We start from the raw sequence: 16,199 nt of genomic DNA on the forward strand, positions 1-16,199 counted from the left end.
GAACTATGAATACTTCAACTCAATTGAGCCCACTGCGTAAAACCACCAAGCATGAACAAGCAGAAGCTCTTGCCATTGAGCAAGCAAAACACTTCGGTATCGACCCAAATAGCGATTACGGCACCACGCTGGTGGATTTGGCGACGACGCTGTACAAAGCGAATACTAAGACACACGATCTTTGGGCAATAACGGTTGACGGCCTTTCAGAGCTGGATAAGAGTGATCGAATCGCTTGGTTTAACGCCAAACGTTTCTTGTCATTCCAGATTGCTAAGATCCTCGACAACCTGCAAAACCCAATGCGCGCGACTTACCAATCCATTGCGACTAACAATGGTAATTTTGCCTCAAAAGGCGCGTATCCTATTTTCGATAATGTAGCGGCTATTTTCTCTGCAAGCCCAGTGATTACGCGTACAGCGACCTATTTGTTTGCCTGTACCGAGTGGATTGAAGATGCGTTCAACGGCAAAGAACCACTGCACGATATCTACTCTCGACTGCTTAACCCAACCTCAATATCACTGGCGAACCACATGGTTGATCTTGAGGCGGGATCAAGAGCCAATGAGTATCTCGCATGGAACTTCAACTCGGGTATGGCGGCAATTGATGGTTTGCTGAGTCACTTACTAGGACATGAAGATATTGTATTGGCCTCACGTAACATCTACGGCGGCTCTTATCAGCTGTTGGAAGACTGGTTTGGTAAGCCTTCGAACTTGAATGTCGCGGTAGAGTGGGTAGATGGATACTCTGGTGATGAGTTTGCAGCGCGTCTTGATGAGGTCGCACACAAGTATGCCGATCGTCTTGCTAAAGGGAAGAAGATCTACGTCTACCTTGAGTCACCGTGTAACCCACATGGCTACGTGTTAGATGTCGCCAACATCAGCAAGGCGGCTCACTCTCGTGGTTGGGATGTGATTGTGGATTCCACTGTAGGCACGCCACTGCTGCACCCAGTACTCAAACGTGATGATGTGATGGAAAGGCCAGATTATGTGATTCACTCGTATACAAAAGAGCTTGCCGGCTCGGGCACCACCACAGCAGGTGTTGTGATTGGCCGTAACGAGACCATGTTTGTGCCAAAAGGAGAGGAGGTGACTTTCACCAAGCCCAATGGCGATGAGACGACCATTCCTTGGAACGAAACCCTGTTTTGGAATGTGTATTACATTAAAGGTGCCTTCTTAGATGCAGACAAGGCGTTTGAAGTGCTCAATGGCATGAAAACTTATGAGATGCGTGTGGTGCAGAAAACCATTAATACTCTGACTCTCGCGAAGATCTTTGATGCTCATCCAGACATCAATGTGTCGTGTCCGGCTCTGCCTGACAGCGACAACTACGAACACTGTCAAAACAATATGCATTTGGGTTTACCAGCAGCGCTGTTCACAATCGACATGGAAGGTAATGGTGACCGAGCGCCAATCAATCGTGATGGATTTAAACAGTTCTTCGATATGCTAGAGCCTGCAATCGGCATGCAAGTGAGCCTCGGGCAAACCAATACGGTCGCCTTGTGTCCGGCGCTGACCACTCACTCAGAGCTGAGCGACGAGGCACTCGATGAAGCAGGCATTAAACCTACAACTATGCGTATCTCGATTGGTTTAGAAGATCCTCGTATGTTCATTGCACATATTATTGAAGCGGCTAAATTATCCATTGATCGCAAACATGTTGATTTCTCATCGAGCTTCCCAAGCAACGAACGTATCGATGAGATCTATATGCAGACCTATATGGATGTGCATCAGAGGTTTGTGAAGAGCCTGCCGAAGTTCGGACAGTTGAGTCAGTAAATTTGCTTGGTAATCTAAGCCAGTAGACTACTACATAACACAAGCAGCACCCTGTCCGATTAAGAGTCGGCAGGGTGTTTTTATTGGTTTGGATTTAATGAACTGCGACGGCATTGGTTTGGCGTCATCCCAAATCTCTTTCGGAATATTTTACACAGGTAGCTGGTATCTTTTACACCAATTTCATCCGCCAGCTGTATCAAGCTATGGCTTGAGTGTATGAGTCGCCAATATAGGTGTTGTAGGCGCAACTCCTGCCAGTATTGGTGAGCAGACACATCAAACTGTTGTTGGAAAAGTCGGTCTAGCTGGCGACGGCTAACGCCAATCAAGGCACCCATGTCATCTACCGTAGTACTCAGCGCTAAATGCTCCTGCATCAATGAAACTGCACGGTCGACATGCCGGTTTTGGTAAGTGCTATGTTGAGATGATTTTAAACGATGATGATTACCACGCCCTTCGTCGACCAGCATATCTGCTAACCCTTTTTCAGCTCTAACTTGGCCTACATGATCTTGCAAGATAGCGATAAGAAGGTCGATGGTCGCGCTGCCACCGGTACAGCTGATGAGTTTTTTGTCGAAGTGATACAACTGCTCATCACGCACTACTACCTTGGGATAGTTCGCTTTAAACTCATGATGATGTCGCCAGTGAACCACGACTTGGTGATTGTTTAGCAACCCTAACTCTGCAAGCGTAAAACAGGCGTTATCGATGCTCACGATCTTTATTCCAGCTGATACAACTTTTCTAAAAAATGCACGATATAAGGGAGCTTGCTGTTGTGAATCGTGAGCTGTTCGGCTCCCAAAAATGACAACGTAATCAACGTCCTTCAGCTCGATGGTAACCGGAGTGTGCTCAACCATGACTGGAATATTGCTGCTAGACGTTACGACTCCTTGAGTATGAGACATGATCTGCCACGAACAGTAACGTTGCTGACTAAGATCCGCGTCATCAGCGGAGAAGCGTAGTTTGTCTAAAAACGCTCCAAAGGGGAACATATTGAAGTTGTCTAACGGGATTAATAGAAACCTGACGTTTTTGGAGTGATCCATACCACCAGCCTTAAGTGTCTAGATGGTGCTATTTTACGTCTATATATTACCGTTATCAATTTACTCTTCGACGCATACTAGCGACAGATTCAGTTATCTTGTTGAAGGCTAGTTATGACGTTTGAAGTGTGGTGTTTGTTTATTTTGTCTGCTTTTGGGTTAGCGTGTATTCCCGGCCCTAACTCTTTATTGGCTCTCAGCCATGGTGCTCAATTTGGTTACAAGAAGACACTATGGACGATCTATGGTGGCGTTTGTGGTTTCTTCTTATTAATCACCATAGCCATGCTTGGATTAGGAACGTTGTTGGAGGCAGAACCGGAGCTGATGATTGTTCTTCAATGGCTAGGGGCTCTTTACCTCGGTTTCTTAGGTCTGAAGCTGTTTTATGCACCTAGCGTTAACGTTGAAGGCAAGACCGAAACAGTCGCACTATTGCCACGACAACTCTTCAAGCAAGGGTACTTCGCTGCGCTATCTAACCCAAAGGTGCTGCTGTTTTTTACCGCGTTTTTGGCTCAGTTCATCGATCCTAACAAAGCCTTTTTCCCTCAGTTCGTAGTGATTACAGTGACTTTTCTTTGCATTGAGTTTGCGGTTGAATTTGGCGTCGCGAGAGTCGCAGATAAGGTCAAAGCGCTGCTGCTAAAAAATGGCCACATATTCAACCGATGCTGCGGTGCGCTTTTCTTAGCAATGGGAGTGATGGCAATAGTGAAGAGCTTGTCTTGATGAGGGAACAACGTTGCGTATTAGGTGGTAATAGGAATTGCTCAATAGATTGTTTATGAGCTCTCAGGTTACTTGAAGCACCCTCTTAACTAGTCGCCCATAAGTGTGAATACTTGTGTTTTATCTTTGTTGTAGTGCAGGGAGACAAACAAGCCTTCAATGGTATTTTTATAATTACCCTCTTTTTCAACATGGTCGTAGATTTCTTTTAAGGTCTCTTTTCCTAGTTGTTTTTCTTTTTGCCAAGTCATCGAGTGCAAAAGCATGACCTGCACGTAAAGAAGACTATCTAAACATTCGTTGCGTTTTTCGTCGAGGGTGTATAGTTCTAACGTCATCAGGTACTCGATACCATCTGTAGCAGTGACAGTATCGAACTTTATGTTGTGGCACTGGTTAGGGTAATCATATTCATATGTCCAAAAATCAGCATTTGTATCATCCATCACATATAGTAGTTCATCCACAGTTTTAATATTCATAACTGTACCAGCCGAGTCTTCAGGCAGATCCATAGAATTTAAAGATTGTTCCAGTAGGAGCAATTCTTCAATCGGCAAGTTCTCAATATAATCTTGAGTACGAGTCACTTTGGTATCATTTGGGCTCATTCTTAGCGTAGGATCGACAAGGGATGCTAAGTCATTATAGTAATTGAGTACACTGCCCACGGTATCGAGTGTTGCAAAGTCCCAAGAAGGGTTTTCTTTTGTAACGGAAGAGAAAGAGGTACAAATGAGAACTAGCGCAATAAGGTATTTCATTATGATTTCGACAACCATGAGAGGGCTTAAACGTATAATTACTAAAGCGATTTCAAAATACAACACATACATTTGTGAAATGCAGTAGGTGTCATATTGGGCCAAGCTATGAAATTATGAATTTTATCTAATAGCTCGTTTTATCATATCAAGTACTAGAGCAAATCACCTTCAATTTGCCTATTCGTCATCATCGCCATAAGCTTCGCAACACGTTCTCGCATGTCGTGTCTTTCGACGATCATGTCGAGTGCGCCATGCTCTAAGAGAAACTCGCTTTGTTGAAAATCCTCGGGTAGCTTTTCGCGAACTGTTTGTTCGATTACTCTACGACCTGCAAAACCAATTCGAGCTTTGGGCTCACCGATGTTGATGTCACCAAGCATCGCTAAGCTTGCTGATACACCGCCGAAGGTTTGGTCGGTGAGCACCGAAATGTAGGGAAGCTTTGCGTCAGACAGACGTTTTAGCGCGGCGCTGGTCTTGGCCATTTGCATTAATGCCATCAGTGATTCTTGCATGCGCGCGCCTCCACACGCGGAAAAGCACACTAAACCGCAATTGGCTTCAATGGCTGTGTCGACAGCTTCTACAAAACGCGCTCCAACCACTGAACCCATTGAGCCCGCCATAAACGAAAACTCAAAAGCGCACGCGACAACATGTAGCCCTAATAACTCACCTTGCATTGCAACCAATGCGTCACTTTCGCCTGTGTTCTTGTGAGCAAGTGTTAGACGTTCTGTGTAGCGCTTTTTGTCTTTGAAATTGAGTAGATCTTGTGGCAGAAATTGTTTGCCTAGCTCCGTTTGTTCACCTTTGTCTAAAAAGCTCTCTAACCGATTTCGTGCTGACATTCGCATGTGGTGATTACACTTAGGACACACCTCTAAATTCTCTTTTAATGCGATGCGATACAAGACTTGGTCGCAATTAGGGCACTTGGTCCAAACACCTTCAGGAATTGAAGCTTTGCGGGTACTGATTAAGTTCTTCTTATCTAATAGTTTTTCTAGCCAACTCATGATTAAACCGTGTTCTTGATACTTTGAATGATGAATATTGTATAAGCCAAGGTTTGGTAATAAAGTGTCGAATGTTGGTTTTATAATCCAACTTTTTGGGATTATGTGAGAGGGGGAAATAATAAGGTGCTAGATAAAATCGACCAACAGTGGCTTAAGAGCTTTCACTGCGTTTATGAGAACAATAGCTTTAAACGCGCTGCGGAGTTTTTATGTCTACCGACTTCAAACGTCAGTCGCCACATCGCGTTATTGGAAGAGCAACTGGATACTCGGTTATTCGAACGAACCACTCGCCGTATTGCTCCAACCGAAGTCGGAGAGCAACTCTATTTAAGTACTCAACCATTGTTGGACAAGCTGAGTGATGCACTTGAAGAAGTGACGCAACAATCACATGAGGTAATGGGGCAGCTCAATATTTTGATGCCAGATTCTCCGGAGCTTGCCCAAGCAGTCGTGTCCTTTTGTACTAAGCATCCGTCGATTTCGCTGTGTTGTGATACTAGCATCAGCCCGAAAGAGGATTTCTTGGATGGCTTTGATGTGATTTTGAGTTTTCATCGTGGCAAGCTTGAAGACAACAACTGGATTGCTCGCGAGATCAAACGCTGGCCGAGTGCTGTGGTCGCATCTCCTAAGCTCCTAAAAACCTGTGCTAAACCAACTCAGATTACCGACTTAAAGCACGTACCTTGTATCACTAGTTTTACTGTACTCAATGGTACACCTTGGGTGTTTAAAAATGACAAAGGTGAACAAGTGACACAGAGGGTAAAGTCGGCATTTAAGGTCAATAGTGGGCAGCTGGCAGTGGCGGGTGCTTTAGCTGGCTTGGGCTTTGCGATACTTCCAAGCGAACTGTGTCGAGAGCAGATTAACGCAGGTAAGTTGGAGGTTGTTAAACTGGAACATCAGCCTGACGACTTGGTGCTATATGCTTTTTACACTTCAAGAAAGCACATAGCCAAGAAGGTTCCTGCGTTTATCGAGCACCTACAAAATGAAGCAATTGCTAGAGACTACAAATAGATGGCTTGGTAGTCGATAGAATTGGCAGAGAGCGAGATTTTGCTTAATCCAATTTTCTCACTGCGGTTGTATTCATCGAGTGAGTGGTCAAACCCATAGGCTGTTGCTGGTGCCATGTACTGAGTGACGACATGTTGTGTCTCAACTATACCATCATGCCCGTGACCACAAATCACGTCGTGCACGCGATACTTTTGAAGAACTTTCATCACTTCAGTATCGTTCTCAAGACGAATCGCTTTCATCCAATCGGAGCCAACGGCAATCACAGGGTGATGTACAACCACAACTGGTTCGTTGGACTTTCTCAGGTGCTTTTTAAGCTGCGCCATACCGCGGTTATCGATACGTCCTGAACCCAGCGGATGTTGATTATCTAACGGTTTGTAGCTTGAATCGAGAAACACAAACTCTCTCCCACAAACGTTAGCCTTATCAGTCACACAGATCGTCGAACCTTTAAGCTCTGCGCGCATTAAAGAAGAGTCGTCATGATTACCTGCAATCGCGTAAATCGACTTGTTGCTAACGTGCTGCTTGATGAAGGCCTCTAAGGCAGTGTAATCGCCGGATGTTGGGTTACAGCAAATATCACCTGTCAGGAAAATCGTGTCACAGCTAGCGTCGCTATTGGCGTATTCCAGTGCACGGCGTAGGTTTTCATAGCTGGATTCGTCAGAGAGGTGACAGTCACTGATTTGATAAACAATGTTCATTGTTGGAGTCCGGTCATTACAATTCTTGAGTGAGATAATCGAGCAGTGATCTTACCTTAGGCGTTGCGCCTCTATGGCTAGGATAGAGCGCATACAGATCGACTGGTTTGAATGTCCAATCCGGTAAGATATTAATCAGTTTACCATTTTCTACAAACTCTTCAGCCATGTAATCGGGCAGTTCTGTGATCCCCAATCCTTGAATCGCCATGCGCTTTAGCATTGAGAAGTCATCACACCTCACGCTGGGCTTAAAGGAAATGTGTTGTTCATTATCACCAGAAATCAAATGCCAGTCGGCGCTACGTTCTTTGGCGCTCATCAGCATCAGCGGTTGCTTTGATAGCTCACTTGGGTGCGATAGATTTTCGTATCCATGCTTAGGTGCAGCATAGAGTTTCAAATTAATCGAGCACAAGCGTTTCGCCACCAAATTCGAATCCGCAAGTTCTCCGACTCGAAAGGCAAGATCAAATCCTTCTTCAATAAGATCGACGCGTCGGTTAGTTAAGGTTAAATCGAGTTCAACATCCGGGTTCTGAAGGCAGAAATTGGCTAAGTGCTCGGAGAGAAGAGACTGACCAACACCGAGAGACGTGCAAATTCGTAATCTTCCTTGAGGCTTCTCCAACATAGACTCAACGGCGCTATCGGCAGCATCTAGCTCATCTTTGATACGGCGACAGTATTCGTAATAACGCTGACCCACCTCTGTTAAATGAAGAGAGCGGGTAGAGCGCTCCAACAATCTAACGCCTAGGTGGTTTTCAAGGCGGGTTATCTTACGACTGATGTTCGATTTTGGTGTGTTGTAAGATTCGGCGGCACCAGTAAAACTGCCTTGTTCGACGACAGTGGCAAACACCATCAAATCATTCAAATCACAATTGAGCATAAATCCATTTATTGTTATCAAATATTGAACAGTATTGTATCAATCGACTTATATATCAATATTCAATACCAAACTATTCTACTTCCATCAGCTAACAAAATTACTAAGGAAACGACGATGGAAATGTTAACTCTTGATCAATTACCCCAAGGCGGCTTTGCAGGCTTAAAAGAAAAGCAGGTGGTGACCGACTATCGCGTGTTTGGCGCTCGCAAAAATCCTAAGACCTCGAATGGTATTGGAAACTTTGTATATCTAGCAGACGCCAACTTTCTACCATACGGTGAAACAGGCATGCATCCACACCGCGAAATTGATGTGATCAGTGTGATGGCCAAAGGCCGCGTCAGCCACGAAGGTTCATTAGAGCACGGTAAAGGGCTGGTGGCAGGCGAAGCGCAAGTTCAACGTGCGGGTGGTGAAGGCTTTGCCCACAACGAGGTAAACCCAGACAGTATACCAAATCAATTGATTCAGCTATGGGTTCTGCCGGAAGTAGCAGGGGAGCCCGCAGGTTACAAATCTTATGCGCCTGAAGCGAATCAACGTACCCGTATTTATGGCGGCAGTAAATCGCAATCGGATACGTTTGATAGTCACACGGTTATTGAGATGGTGCAGGCCGAAGAGGGCTATCAAACCACTCATCAAGGTGAAGTTCTGGTTTATTTGAGTACAGGGCGTGCGCAAATCAATGGTGTTGAAGTAAATGCAGGGACGTTAATTAGAACTGAAGACTTGAGTTTTACTGCGCGTGAAGAGAGCCAGTTAATTCTGATTTTTGCCGAAGATTTTTAACTAATCTCATTTATCTGAAAAGCAAACAACAATTAATCAGTGAGGGATATACAATGAAAGGCGTTGAGAACTCGACGCCACCTTCAAGGCATTGGGTGGCGCTATATACGTTTATTATTTTGTTGCCTTTGGTTTATTTTATTCCTATGTGGGTTGCTGAAAATATATCGGATAGCCATGTGGTTGTGACAGTCATTTCAGTGGCGATAATTGTCCCTTTGGTTTCGTATTTTTTTCTTCCACTGGCGCTACGAGTTCATCAACACATAAATGCTGTACATTTTTCTAAAGCGCGCTGACAGCAAACCAGTTACTGACACTTAAAGAAAAAATGCCTGCTGAGTTAGCAGGCATTTTTTAGAGCGATTCTATTTGGAAGGCGTCTCTTTAGAAGCAGCGTGCTGCTCCATCATGAAGGCAATGGCTTCATCATTTAAGCACGACTTACTCACGTATTGGCGCTGTTTACCAATATGAATAATCAAGCCTAGGTCAGTCTGCTCAAGCTCGACGATTTGGCTCCACTTTATAGTGTTGGTGGTTTTGTAGTTTTTGTAACTCACGCCGTCTAAGTCACCCTTAAAAACTACCTTGCTGCCCGAACCAGAACTGATTCTCTGACGCCATAACCACCAGGTTCTTTTACAGTAAACGCTGAACGCTTCAATCACACTCAATACAATGAAGAACCAGCCAACGTAGCCGCTTGGTAACAGCTCAAACTCAAGTAGAACCCAGCCAAAAATAAGGAACAGAAACGCCTTTAAATAGGCTTTAGGGAACTGAACAGGCACGCTTGTTTGGTCATAACATTCTGCGAAGAAAGTTTTGTCGAGGGTGTACTCTGTAGTGAAACCGGGTTCTTTAGACATGTATCGTTACTTTAAGGTTCTTTGTAAATAGGGATATTACGCCACTGTTTTGCAGCGCCGGCATTGTATCGCTTCTTGGCGCCTTTCTTTAGTTATTTTAAGTCTGTTTTGTAAATTGATACTAACGGCTGAGCTTTACATATGGGGCCACACACTGAAGTATCACAAATCAAAACTACCCCCCAGTATAATTTAAGTGCTACATTAACGGGTAAACCCTTGTTTCTAATTACTTCGAGTACCTTATGTCACACACCGCTAAAGATCAGAAAAAGCTCAAAGCCCGAGTTAGCAAAATACAAGGTCAGGTGAATGGCCTGAAGAAGATGTTGGATAACGAAGAGCAGCAATGCCAAGACGTGTTACAACAAATAGCAGCAATTCGTGGGGCGGTTAATGGTTTGATGAGAGAAGTGATCAAAGGTCACCTTCTAGAGCATGTTGTACTAGAAGATGACAAAGAGCAGCGCGAGCAGGATATGGAAGTGGTTCTTAAAGTGCTAGATTCCTACATAAAGTAATGAGTAGTCATCGGCTCATTTGCGACTTTCTTTTTACCAACTCTTTTTTCAATACGTTGATGGCGTAGGGCTTCATTGATTTCCAAGCCTTACGCTCTTCACGCGTTCTTCCACAACCTAGACACCAGCCTTTGCTGTGGGAGAAATCGCACATATCGATACAAGGGCTTTTCTGTTTTTTCATGTTAAAGCCTATCTAGTATTTTTTCGACGCTGGCCTCTAGAGCGCGCAGTCGGTTGAACTCTTCAAATAAACGCTGTTCTAGGTTTTTGAAGTTTAGTGGCAGCGTTCGCTGACAAATGCCGTAGCTGTTGTCTTGAATTTTGTATCCTTTCCAGCTCTCAATTCGACTTTTCTCTATCTCTTTAAATTGGCGGATAAACTCCGCTTGGGCAGGGCAGTCCTCTTCGGCATGCATACAGATAGGAAAAGACTTTTGTTTAATTTGATGCTCTTCGATAAAGGTTTCGAAATGAATACCACCTTGGCTCTGATTGAACCAGGTCTCTTTGTATAACTGCAGGTATTCTCCACGGTTGTAAATTTCCCAACCATCGTCAAACCAGTTTGCTTTTCTCAGCATCTTTTCTAGATTGCGGAAAACACCTTTAACATCTTTCATTCAGAAACTCTTCTTCCGTGGTATATAACAACTCAAAAAACTATACTCCCCTTGAGTATAAAATACTACCCCCTAGTATATGTGGTTATCGGTGGGCATTAGATTGAATTTGTTAATTAACAGACGAGCTGGTTGTGCTGAGTGTAGAAATGCGTTGAATCGTGGTCTAGATCTCCTTATTGGTTATTGTCATAAAACCTTCACACTCCTACTGATAGTTTTATTTGTTGATGTTGTGTTATAACGAGGTTTGTATTGGTTCTGTGAATGATTTTAAGATCCGCAGTAATCAGGTCAGTACTCTAGGTCAGGAGATGTATATGAGAAAAGGAAGTCTAGGTTTCAAGGGAATTCTGTTAGGTTCCGTAGCCTTGTTAATGACCGTGTTATTAATGGCGAGCGAGCTTTATGGATATAAACAGACAGAAGAGTTCGTAATAAAGGATGTAGAGCAGTATTTCACTGATTACACCAAGCAACAATCCCTCACCGTCGAGCAGTACTTCGCTCAAAAGGCAAATAGCGTTTCAAGCATTGCCAATCACTACAATAATAAACCCTTCCCAACAAATTATGTCGAGCAAACTCAAATACTAGCCAAAGCGATGGACATTGGCAGTGTAGTGATCTCTCTAGACAATGGTGATGGTTACTGGAACCAAAGTGCGGATACATGGCCGAATCACAAATACGATGGCGATGTGACGAAAAGAGAATGGTACCTGCTTGCCCAAAGACAGTCAGGTGTATCAGTGACTGAACCTTATATCGCAAGTGATGGTGTTATCTGGATTAGCTTTGTACAGAAAGCGTTTGATGGAACCTTGTCTTCAGATTTGACGCTAGATTACTTAAACCAAGTTGTTAAACAGGTATCGGAGATCCCAGGGGCGGTGGCGATCATGATGGATCAGAACACCACGGTTTTGGCTTCTTCTTCTCCAGAGATTAAAAATGGCGTTAAGGCGTCTGAGTTACAAGGGTTTGGTAGTGTTGCATTGAATGCCGTGAATCAGCCTTCTGCTCTTCAAGAGTACGAGCTCGACGGCTCGGGTAAGCTTCTGTTCTCGAATGCGTTTAAGGTCGCAGACAAAACATGGTATTTCGCGATTCGTGTTGATGAGTCGGTTGCTTTTGCAGAGCTGTATGACCTACGCCAAGAGAAGATTGTCAGTGTTTTGCTGGTAATCCTGTTTACCGTTTTGACTTTGACGCTTGTCTTTAATTACCTATATCGCCCTGTATTGGCTCTGCGTGACTTGGTCGAAGGGCTAGCTCAAGGCAATGGTGATCTAACTAAGCGATTGCCAGAAACCTCGAACGATGACTTGGGTCGTATTGCCAAAGGAATCAATGGTTTCGTTTCTCAACTGCAAGATATGGTGCTTGAGGTTAAGTTACTTTCATCAGAGTTGAAAAGCAGAACGGCTAATCTATCAGAGCAGTCACGTGTAAGTGCGGAAAGATTGACTGAGCACGCTGCGGAGACTGAACAAGTAGCCACTGCGATTGTAGAGATGAACTCCACAGCCGAAGCCGTAGCGCAAAGCGCTTCACAAACGGCTCAATTAACTCAAAAGGCAGAGTCTCTGGGTTACGCTTCGATGGAAACGATTGAGCGTTCTAAAGAGAGTATGGTTGAGCTGAGATCAGACATCGATAAGGCGATGGAACGCGTTCAGGAAATGAACCTTAAGTCCGAGAGCATCTATTCTATCCTGACGGTCATCAGCGATATTGCAGAGCAAACGAACTTGTTGGCACTCAATGCAGCGATTGAAGCGGCGCGAGCTGGTGAGCAGGGTAGAGGCTTTGCCGTGGTGGCAGATGAGGTGAGAAACCTTGCTGGCCGCACGAAAACCAGTACCGAAGAGATTGAAAAAGCGCTGAATGAACTCTTGGTTGGCAGCAAAACCATGGTCGAAGCTATGGAGAGTACCAAAGCTCGCTGCAATGATACCGAAGAGAGCACCAACGGTTTAGAGGCCAGTGTGGCTGAGGTATCTGTGCATATCACCGAGATTAATGATGCCAGTATGCAAATCGCGACGTCTGCTGAAGAGCAGAGCGGCGTGACCCATGAAATTGGACGCAACACTAACCAGATTAACGACATTGTTGTTGCGTTGAAAGCTGCAGGTATTGAGATGGACGAAGGTGCAGCCAAGCTTGTAGAGGTGAATAACCGACTCGATGATTTGATGAGCAAATTCAAAGTTGAAGAGTCTAACCGTTAAACATAGGTAGCGAACTTACAAAAAATGGAAGATAAAAAAGCCACCATACAATGATTATATGGTGGCTTTTTTGTTTCTGTAACTTCACTCGTAAGCGACATTTCCTTTTGGCGCTTCAATTCTTTTTGCATGAAATCCCTCCTAACCAGCACAGAATTCAACGAACTGGTTACGATTTAAACCAATCCTAATTGTTTTCCTAGATAGTCTACTCAAACGTGCAAATTAACATTGATAATGAGAATTGTTCGCATTAATATGTGTTGTAAATGCGAACCATTCGCAAAAATCACGGATATGTTAACACAGTATTAGAGATTCTCACTATCAAGGAGAAAGGTATGAAAAAGCTAGCGTTGGTTGCCTCGTCACTGTTACTGGCAATATCGCCATTAGCAAATGCAGCGGAAGATAAAATGAAGGTCGTGACTACCTTTACTGTGTTGGCTGATATGGCTTCAAACGTTGCAGGGGATGCAGCTGAAGTGGTTTCTGTTACGAAGCCTGGTGCTGAGATTCATGGTTACGAGCCAACGCCGAAAGATATTGTTCGCGCATCTGATGCTGATCTTATTTTGTGGAATGGTATGAACCTAGAACTTTGGTTTGAGCAGTTTCTATCAAATATGAAAGACGTACCGGCGGTAACGTTGACCAAGGGAATCAACCCAATTCCTATCGCTTCCGGTTCTTATGAAGGTAAACCGAACCCGCATGCGTGGATGGGTCTAGATAACGCACTTATCTACATTGATAACATTGTTGAAGCGTTTGCTGAACACGACCCAAATAACGCGGCGATTTATGTAAAGAACGCAGCAGCTTACAAAACCAAGCTCAGAGCAACCATCGAACCTTTAAAAGACCAGATCGCTCAGATCCCTGACGGCAATCGCTGGCTAGTCACATGCGAAGGAGCGTTTAGTTACCTTGCTAAAGATTTTGGCTTGAGAGAATTGTACCTATGGCCAATGAACGCTGATCAAGTCGGTACTCCACAGCAGGTACGTTCAGTTATCGATGGCGTAAAACAAAACCATATCCCAGTCGTATTTTGTGAATCAACCGTCAATACCTCGCCAGCAAAACAAGTGGCAAGAGATACCGGCGCCCAGTATGGCGGTGAACTGTTTGTCGATTCGCTATCAACGGCTGATGGCCCGGTTCCTACTTACCTAGATTTGCTAAAAGTGACCTCAACTACTGTAGCAAATGGCCTTACTGCGACGAACTAAGACATATGTTCAACGACATTAGACACAATGATTCAACCGGATTTTGGGAGCAAAGCACCAGTTATGAGTGATGTTAAAAACGAGGAACGCCTTGGCATTTCAGTCAGTGATGTAACGGTTACCTATCGTAATGGTTACACAGCCCTTTATGATGCGGACTTTACCGTACCGCAAGGGTCAGTGACGGCACTGGTTGGTGTGAATGGAGCAGGGAAGTCGACTCTTTTTAAGGCAATCATGGGCTTTGTTCCTATGTCCAAAGGACAAATCCAAATATTGGGTGAGAGCGTTAAAAAAGCGCTCAAAAGTAACATGGTGTCTTATGTGCCTCAGTCGGAGGAGATCGATTGGAGCTTCCCAGTTTTGGTTGAAGAAGTGGTGATGATGGGACGTTACGGTCACATGAATTGGCTTCGCAGGCCCAAAGATGTTGATCATTTGGCCGTCGATCTAGCTCTTGAGCGCGTCAATATGCTGGAGTTTCGAAAGCGTCAAATCGGTGAACTATCTGGAGGACAAAAGAAGCGTGTGTTCTTGGCTAGAGCACTGGCTCAAGAAGCAAAGGTGATTCTGTTGGATGAACCTTTTACGGGTGTTGATGTAAAGACTGAGCATCAAATTATCGACCTTCTTAAATCGCTTCGTGATGAAGGGCACGTCATGTTGGTGTCGACGCATAACCTTGGTTCTGTGCCTGAGTTTTGCGATAGAACCATCATGGTCAACAAAACGGTTCTGGCCTCTGGCCCGATTGAAACGACTTACACCGAGGAAAACCTACAACGCGTGTTTGGCGGCTCACTACGACACTTTAAGTTGGGTGGTAATGCACTTCATCACGATGAGGATACTAGAGAACTGACCATTCTTACTGACGATGAGCGACCATTCATTCAGTATGACGGCAAGGCGTTGACAGCGAAAAAGACGGAGCCTCAATTATGATGGAACTGTTGTTACAGCCATTTAGTTACGGCTATATGAATAACGCTATGTGGGTTTCGGCTTTAGTAGGCGGCGTGTGCGCGTTTCTATCTGCATATCTCATGCTTAAAGGGTGGTCCTTAATTGGTGACGCTCTGGGACATGCCGTTGTGCCGGGTGTTGCATTGGCTTATATGATTGGTCTTCCATTCGCTTTCGGTGCCTTTATCTCTGGTGGAATAGCCGCAGGTACTATGCTGTTCCTATCTGAACGTTCCGGCTTGAAAGTCGATGTGATCATCGGCTTAGTCTTCACTTCATTTTTCGCACTTGGTCTTTTCCTTATTTCAATCAACCCTATCTCTGTCAGCGTTCAAACCATCACCATGGGTAACATTCTCTCCATCACACCTGAAGATACGCTTCAGTTAGTCGTGATTGGTGTTGTCACGCTGGTGGTTCTATTGGCGAAGTGGAAAGATCTTATGGTGACGTTCTTCGATGAAAACCATGCGCGATCCATAGGTCTTAATCCCGGTTTTCTAAAGGCGATTTTCTTCACTCTTCTATCTGCATCGATTGTTGCGGCGATGCAAACGGTAGGAGCGCTGTTGGTTATTGCTATGGTGGTGACGCCGGGTGCAACGGCATACCTGTTGTGCGACCGTTTCCCCCGACTGATTTTGGTGTCAGTCATTATTGGTAGCACAACGAGTTTTGCTGGCGCTTATGTTAGTTTCTTCCTAGATGGGGCGACAGGGGGCATTATCATCTGCCTGCAAACCATTATCTTCCTTTTGGCGTTTTTCTTTGCTCCCAAGCATGGTTATCTGGCTGCCCGTATAAGGGCGAAAAAAGCACTAGCAAAGAGGCCAGATTCTGATGAGCTCAGCGCTTCTGGTTCGGCCCTTGAGCACACATCTTTGGCCAAGGAGTATTAG

18 protein-coding genes are annotated in these 16,199 nt (G+C 44.6%); 10 read left to right on the top strand and 8 right to left on the bottom strand.

What is annotated here, in order from left to right; translation table 11 throughout:
• Positions 1 to 5 precede the first annotated feature (5 nt).
• Positions 6 to 1,817: a trans-sulfuration enzyme family protein gene (locus VFDL14_RS21915; RefSeq protein WP_032548817.1), complete on the top strand. Its 1,812-nt coding sequence runs from the start codon at positions 6 to 8 to the stop codon at positions 1,815 to 1,817.
• 80 nt (positions 1,818 to 1,897) lie between these two features.
• On the opposite strand, the gene VFDL14_RS21910 is transcribed toward VFDL14_RS21915, so the two are convergent.
• On the bottom strand, positions 1,898 to 2,884 hold the full coding sequence (locus VFDL14_RS21910) for a GlxA family transcriptional regulator (RefSeq protein ID WP_032548818.1): 987 nt from the start codon (positions 2,882 to 2,884) through the stop codon (positions 1,898 to 1,900).
• Positions 2,885 to 2,998: 114 nt separating this feature from the next.
• On the opposite strand from VFDL14_RS21910, the gene VFDL14_RS21905 reads away from it, so the two are divergent.
• The gene (locus VFDL14_RS21905; protein WP_032548819.1) at positions 2,999 to 3,616 is read left to right on the top strand and encodes a LysE family translocator; all 618 of its coding nucleotides are present in this window, start codon (positions 2,999 to 3,001) and stop codon (positions 3,614 to 3,616) included.
• A gap of 89 nt (positions 3,617 to 3,705) precedes the next feature.
• Here the strand turns inward: VFDL14_RS21905 and VFDL14_RS21900 are convergent, their stop codons facing one another.
• The gene (locus VFDL14_RS21900; protein ID WP_152549184.1) at positions 3,706 to 4,380 is read right to left on the bottom strand and encodes a hypothetical protein; all 675 of its coding nucleotides are present in this window, start codon (positions 4,378 to 4,380) and stop codon (positions 3,706 to 3,708) included.
• 155 nt (positions 4,381 to 4,535) lie between these two features.
• Positions 4,536 to 5,405, bottom strand: coding sequence for an acetyl-CoA carboxylase, carboxyltransferase subunit beta (gene accD, locus VFDL14_RS21895; protein ID WP_032548822.1), 870 nt, complete (start codon positions 5,403 to 5,405; stop codon positions 4,536 to 4,538).
• A 126-nt stretch (positions 5,406 to 5,531) separates the two neighbouring features.
• On the opposite strand from accD, the gene VFDL14_RS21890 reads away from it, so the two are divergent.
• The gene (locus VFDL14_RS21890; protein ID WP_032548824.1) at positions 5,532 to 6,437 is read left to right on the top strand and encodes a LysR family transcriptional regulator; all 906 of its coding nucleotides are present in this window, start codon (positions 5,532 to 5,534) and stop codon (positions 6,435 to 6,437) included.
• Here VFDL14_RS21890 and VFDL14_RS21885 read toward each other — a convergent pair.
• The gene (locus tag VFDL14_RS21885) at positions 6,428 to 7,153 is read right to left on the bottom strand and encodes a metallophosphoesterase family protein (protein WP_032548825.1); all 726 of its coding nucleotides are present in this window, start codon (positions 7,151 to 7,153) and stop codon (positions 6,428 to 6,430) included. The two genes, VFDL14_RS21890 and VFDL14_RS21885, sit on opposite strands and share 10 nt — an antisense overlap.
• Positions 7,154 to 7,169: 16 nt before the next feature.
• Entirely contained in the window at positions 7,170 to 8,048 is an 879-nt protein-coding gene (locus VFDL14_RS21880) for a LysR family transcriptional regulator (protein ID WP_032548827.1), read from the bottom strand.
• 117 nt (positions 8,049 to 8,165) lie between these two features.
• Between VFDL14_RS21880 and VFDL14_RS21875 the strand changes: the two genes are divergently transcribed.
• Both VFDL14_RS21875 and VFDL14_RS24225 read left to right on the top strand, forming a co-directional pair.
• Entirely contained in the window at positions 8,166 to 8,846 is a 681-nt protein-coding gene (locus tag VFDL14_RS21875) for a pirin family protein (protein WP_032548828.1), read from the top strand.
• A gap of 53 nt (positions 8,847 to 8,899) precedes the next feature.
• Complete coding sequence (locus VFDL14_RS24225) at positions 8,900 to 9,145, top strand: hypothetical protein (protein WP_152549185.1); 246 nt, start codon at positions 8,900 to 8,902, stop codon at positions 9,143 to 9,145.
• A 69-nt stretch (positions 9,146 to 9,214) separates the two neighbouring features.
• Here VFDL14_RS24225 and VFDL14_RS21870 read toward each other — a convergent pair whose 3' ends face one another.
• Positions 9,215 to 9,718 carry a YcxB family protein gene (locus tag VFDL14_RS21870; protein ID WP_032548829.1) on the bottom strand — a complete coding sequence of 168 codons (504 nt, stop codon included), beginning with the start codon at positions 9,716 to 9,718 and terminating at the stop codon, positions 9,215 to 9,217.
• Positions 9,719 to 9,963: 245 nt separating this feature from the next.
• Here VFDL14_RS21870 and rcnR point away from each other — a divergent pair, with 245 nt between their 5' ends.
• Complete coding sequence (gene rcnR / locus VFDL14_RS21865) at positions 9,964 to 10,239, top strand: Ni(II)/Co(II)-binding transcriptional repressor RcnR (protein WP_032548830.1); 276 nt, start codon at positions 9,964 to 9,966, stop codon at positions 10,237 to 10,239.
• Positions 10,240 to 10,246: 7 nt separating this feature from the next.
• On the opposite strand, the gene VFDL14_RS0122855 is transcribed toward rcnR, so the two are convergent.
• Entirely contained in the window at positions 10,247 to 10,423 is a 177-nt protein-coding gene (locus VFDL14_RS0122855; RefSeq protein WP_032548831.1) for a DUF1289 domain-containing protein, read from the bottom strand.
• A gap of 1 nt (position 10,424) precedes the next feature.
• The gene (locus VFDL14_RS21860) at positions 10,425 to 10,862 is read right to left on the bottom strand and encodes a hypothetical protein (RefSeq protein WP_032548833.1); all 438 of its coding nucleotides are present in this window, start codon (positions 10,860 to 10,862) and stop codon (positions 10,425 to 10,427) included.
• Positions 10,863 to 11,182: 320 nt separating this feature from the next.
• On the opposite strand from VFDL14_RS21860, the gene VFDL14_RS21855 reads away from it, so the two are divergent.
• The 4 genes from VFDL14_RS21855 (at position 11,183) to VFDL14_RS21840 (ending at position 16,199) form a co-directional block, all read left to right on the top strand.
• Positions 11,183 to 13,099, top strand: a complete 1,917-nt coding sequence (locus tag VFDL14_RS21855) for a methyl-accepting chemotaxis protein (RefSeq protein ID WP_032548834.1) — start codon at positions 11,183 to 11,185, stop codon at positions 13,097 to 13,099.
• 341 nt (positions 13,100 to 13,440) lie between these two features.
• Positions 13,441 to 14,334: a metal ABC transporter substrate-binding protein gene (locus VFDL14_RS21850; RefSeq protein ID WP_032548835.1), complete on the top strand. Its 894-nt coding sequence runs from the start codon at positions 13,441 to 13,443 to the stop codon at positions 14,332 to 14,334.
• A gap of 63 nt (positions 14,335 to 14,397) precedes the next feature.
• Positions 14,398 to 15,279 (top strand): manganese/iron ABC transporter ATP-binding protein, encoded by an 882-nt coding sequence (locus VFDL14_RS21845; RefSeq protein WP_032549686.1) that lies wholly within the window; start codon positions 14,398 to 14,400, stop codon positions 15,277 to 15,279.
• Positions 15,279 to 16,199, top strand: coding sequence for a metal ABC transporter permease (locus VFDL14_RS21840; RefSeq protein WP_152549202.1), 921 nt, complete (start codon positions 15,279 to 15,281; stop codon positions 16,197 to 16,199). Before VFDL14_RS21845 ends, VFDL14_RS21840 begins: the two co-directional genes overlap by 1 nt.

Origin of the sequence: Vibrio fortis (assembly GCF_000695685.1) — a bacterium.
GTDB classification, from domain to species: Bacteria; Pseudomonadota; Gammaproteobacteria; order Enterobacterales; family Vibrionaceae; genus Vibrio; species Vibrio fortis_A.

Excerpts from the sequence above, each read along its gene's own strand:
- VFDL14_RS21915 (WP_032548817.1), top strand. The coding sequence starts at position 6 with ATGAATACTTCAACTCAATTGAGCCCACTGCGTAAAACCACCAAGCAT.
- VFDL14_RS21910 (WP_032548818.1), bottom strand. The coding sequence starts at position 2,884 with ATGGATCACTCCAAAAACGTCAGGTTTCTATTAATCCCGTTAGACAAC.
- VFDL14_RS21905 (WP_032548819.1), top strand. The coding sequence starts at position 2,999 with ATGACGTTTGAAGTGTGGTGTTTGTTTATTTTGTCTGCTTTTGGGTTA.
- VFDL14_RS21900 (WP_152549184.1), bottom strand. The coding sequence starts at position 4,380 with ATGAAATACCTTATTGCGCTAGTTCTCATTTGTACCTCTTTCTCTTCC.
- accD (WP_032548822.1), bottom strand. The coding sequence starts at position 5,405 with ATGAGTTGGCTAGAAAAACTATTAGATAAGAAGAACTTAATCAGTACC.
- VFDL14_RS21885 (WP_032548825.1), bottom strand. The coding sequence starts at position 7,153 with ATGAACATTGTTTATCAAATCAGTGACTGTCACCTCTCTGACGAATCC.
- VFDL14_RS21880 (WP_032548827.1), bottom strand. The coding sequence starts at position 8,048 with ATGCTCAATTGTGATTTGAATGATTTGATGGTGTTTGCCACTGTCGTC.
- VFDL14_RS21875 (WP_032548828.1), top strand. The coding sequence starts at position 8,166 with ATGGAAATGTTAACTCTTGATCAATTACCCCAAGGCGGCTTTGCAGGC.
- VFDL14_RS24225 (WP_152549185.1), top strand. The coding sequence starts at position 8,900 with ATGAAAGGCGTTGAGAACTCGACGCCACCTTCAAGGCATTGGGTGGCG.
- VFDL14_RS21870 (WP_032548829.1), bottom strand. The coding sequence starts at position 9,718 with ATGTCTAAAGAACCCGGTTTCACTACAGAGTACACCCTCGACAAAACT.
- rcnR (WP_032548830.1), top strand. The coding sequence starts at position 9,964 with ATGTCACACACCGCTAAAGATCAGAAAAAGCTCAAAGCCCGAGTTAGC.
- VFDL14_RS0122855 (WP_032548831.1), bottom strand. The coding sequence starts at position 10,423 with ATGAAAAAACAGAAAAGCCCTTGTATCGATATGTGCGATTTCTCCCAC.
- VFDL14_RS21860 (WP_032548833.1), bottom strand. The coding sequence starts at position 10,862 with ATGAAAGATGTTAAAGGTGTTTTCCGCAATCTAGAAAAGATGCTGAGA.
- VFDL14_RS21855 (WP_032548834.1), top strand. The coding sequence starts at position 11,183 with ATGAGAAAAGGAAGTCTAGGTTTCAAGGGAATTCTGTTAGGTTCCGTA.
- VFDL14_RS21850 (WP_032548835.1), top strand. The coding sequence starts at position 13,441 with ATGAAAAAGCTAGCGTTGGTTGCCTCGTCACTGTTACTGGCAATATCG.
- VFDL14_RS21845 (WP_032549686.1), top strand. The coding sequence starts at position 14,398 with ATGAGTGATGTTAAAAACGAGGAACGCCTTGGCATTTCAGTCAGTGAT.
- VFDL14_RS21840 (WP_152549202.1), top strand. The coding sequence starts at position 15,279 with ATGGAACTGTTGTTACAGCCATTTAGTTACGGCTATATGAATAACGCT.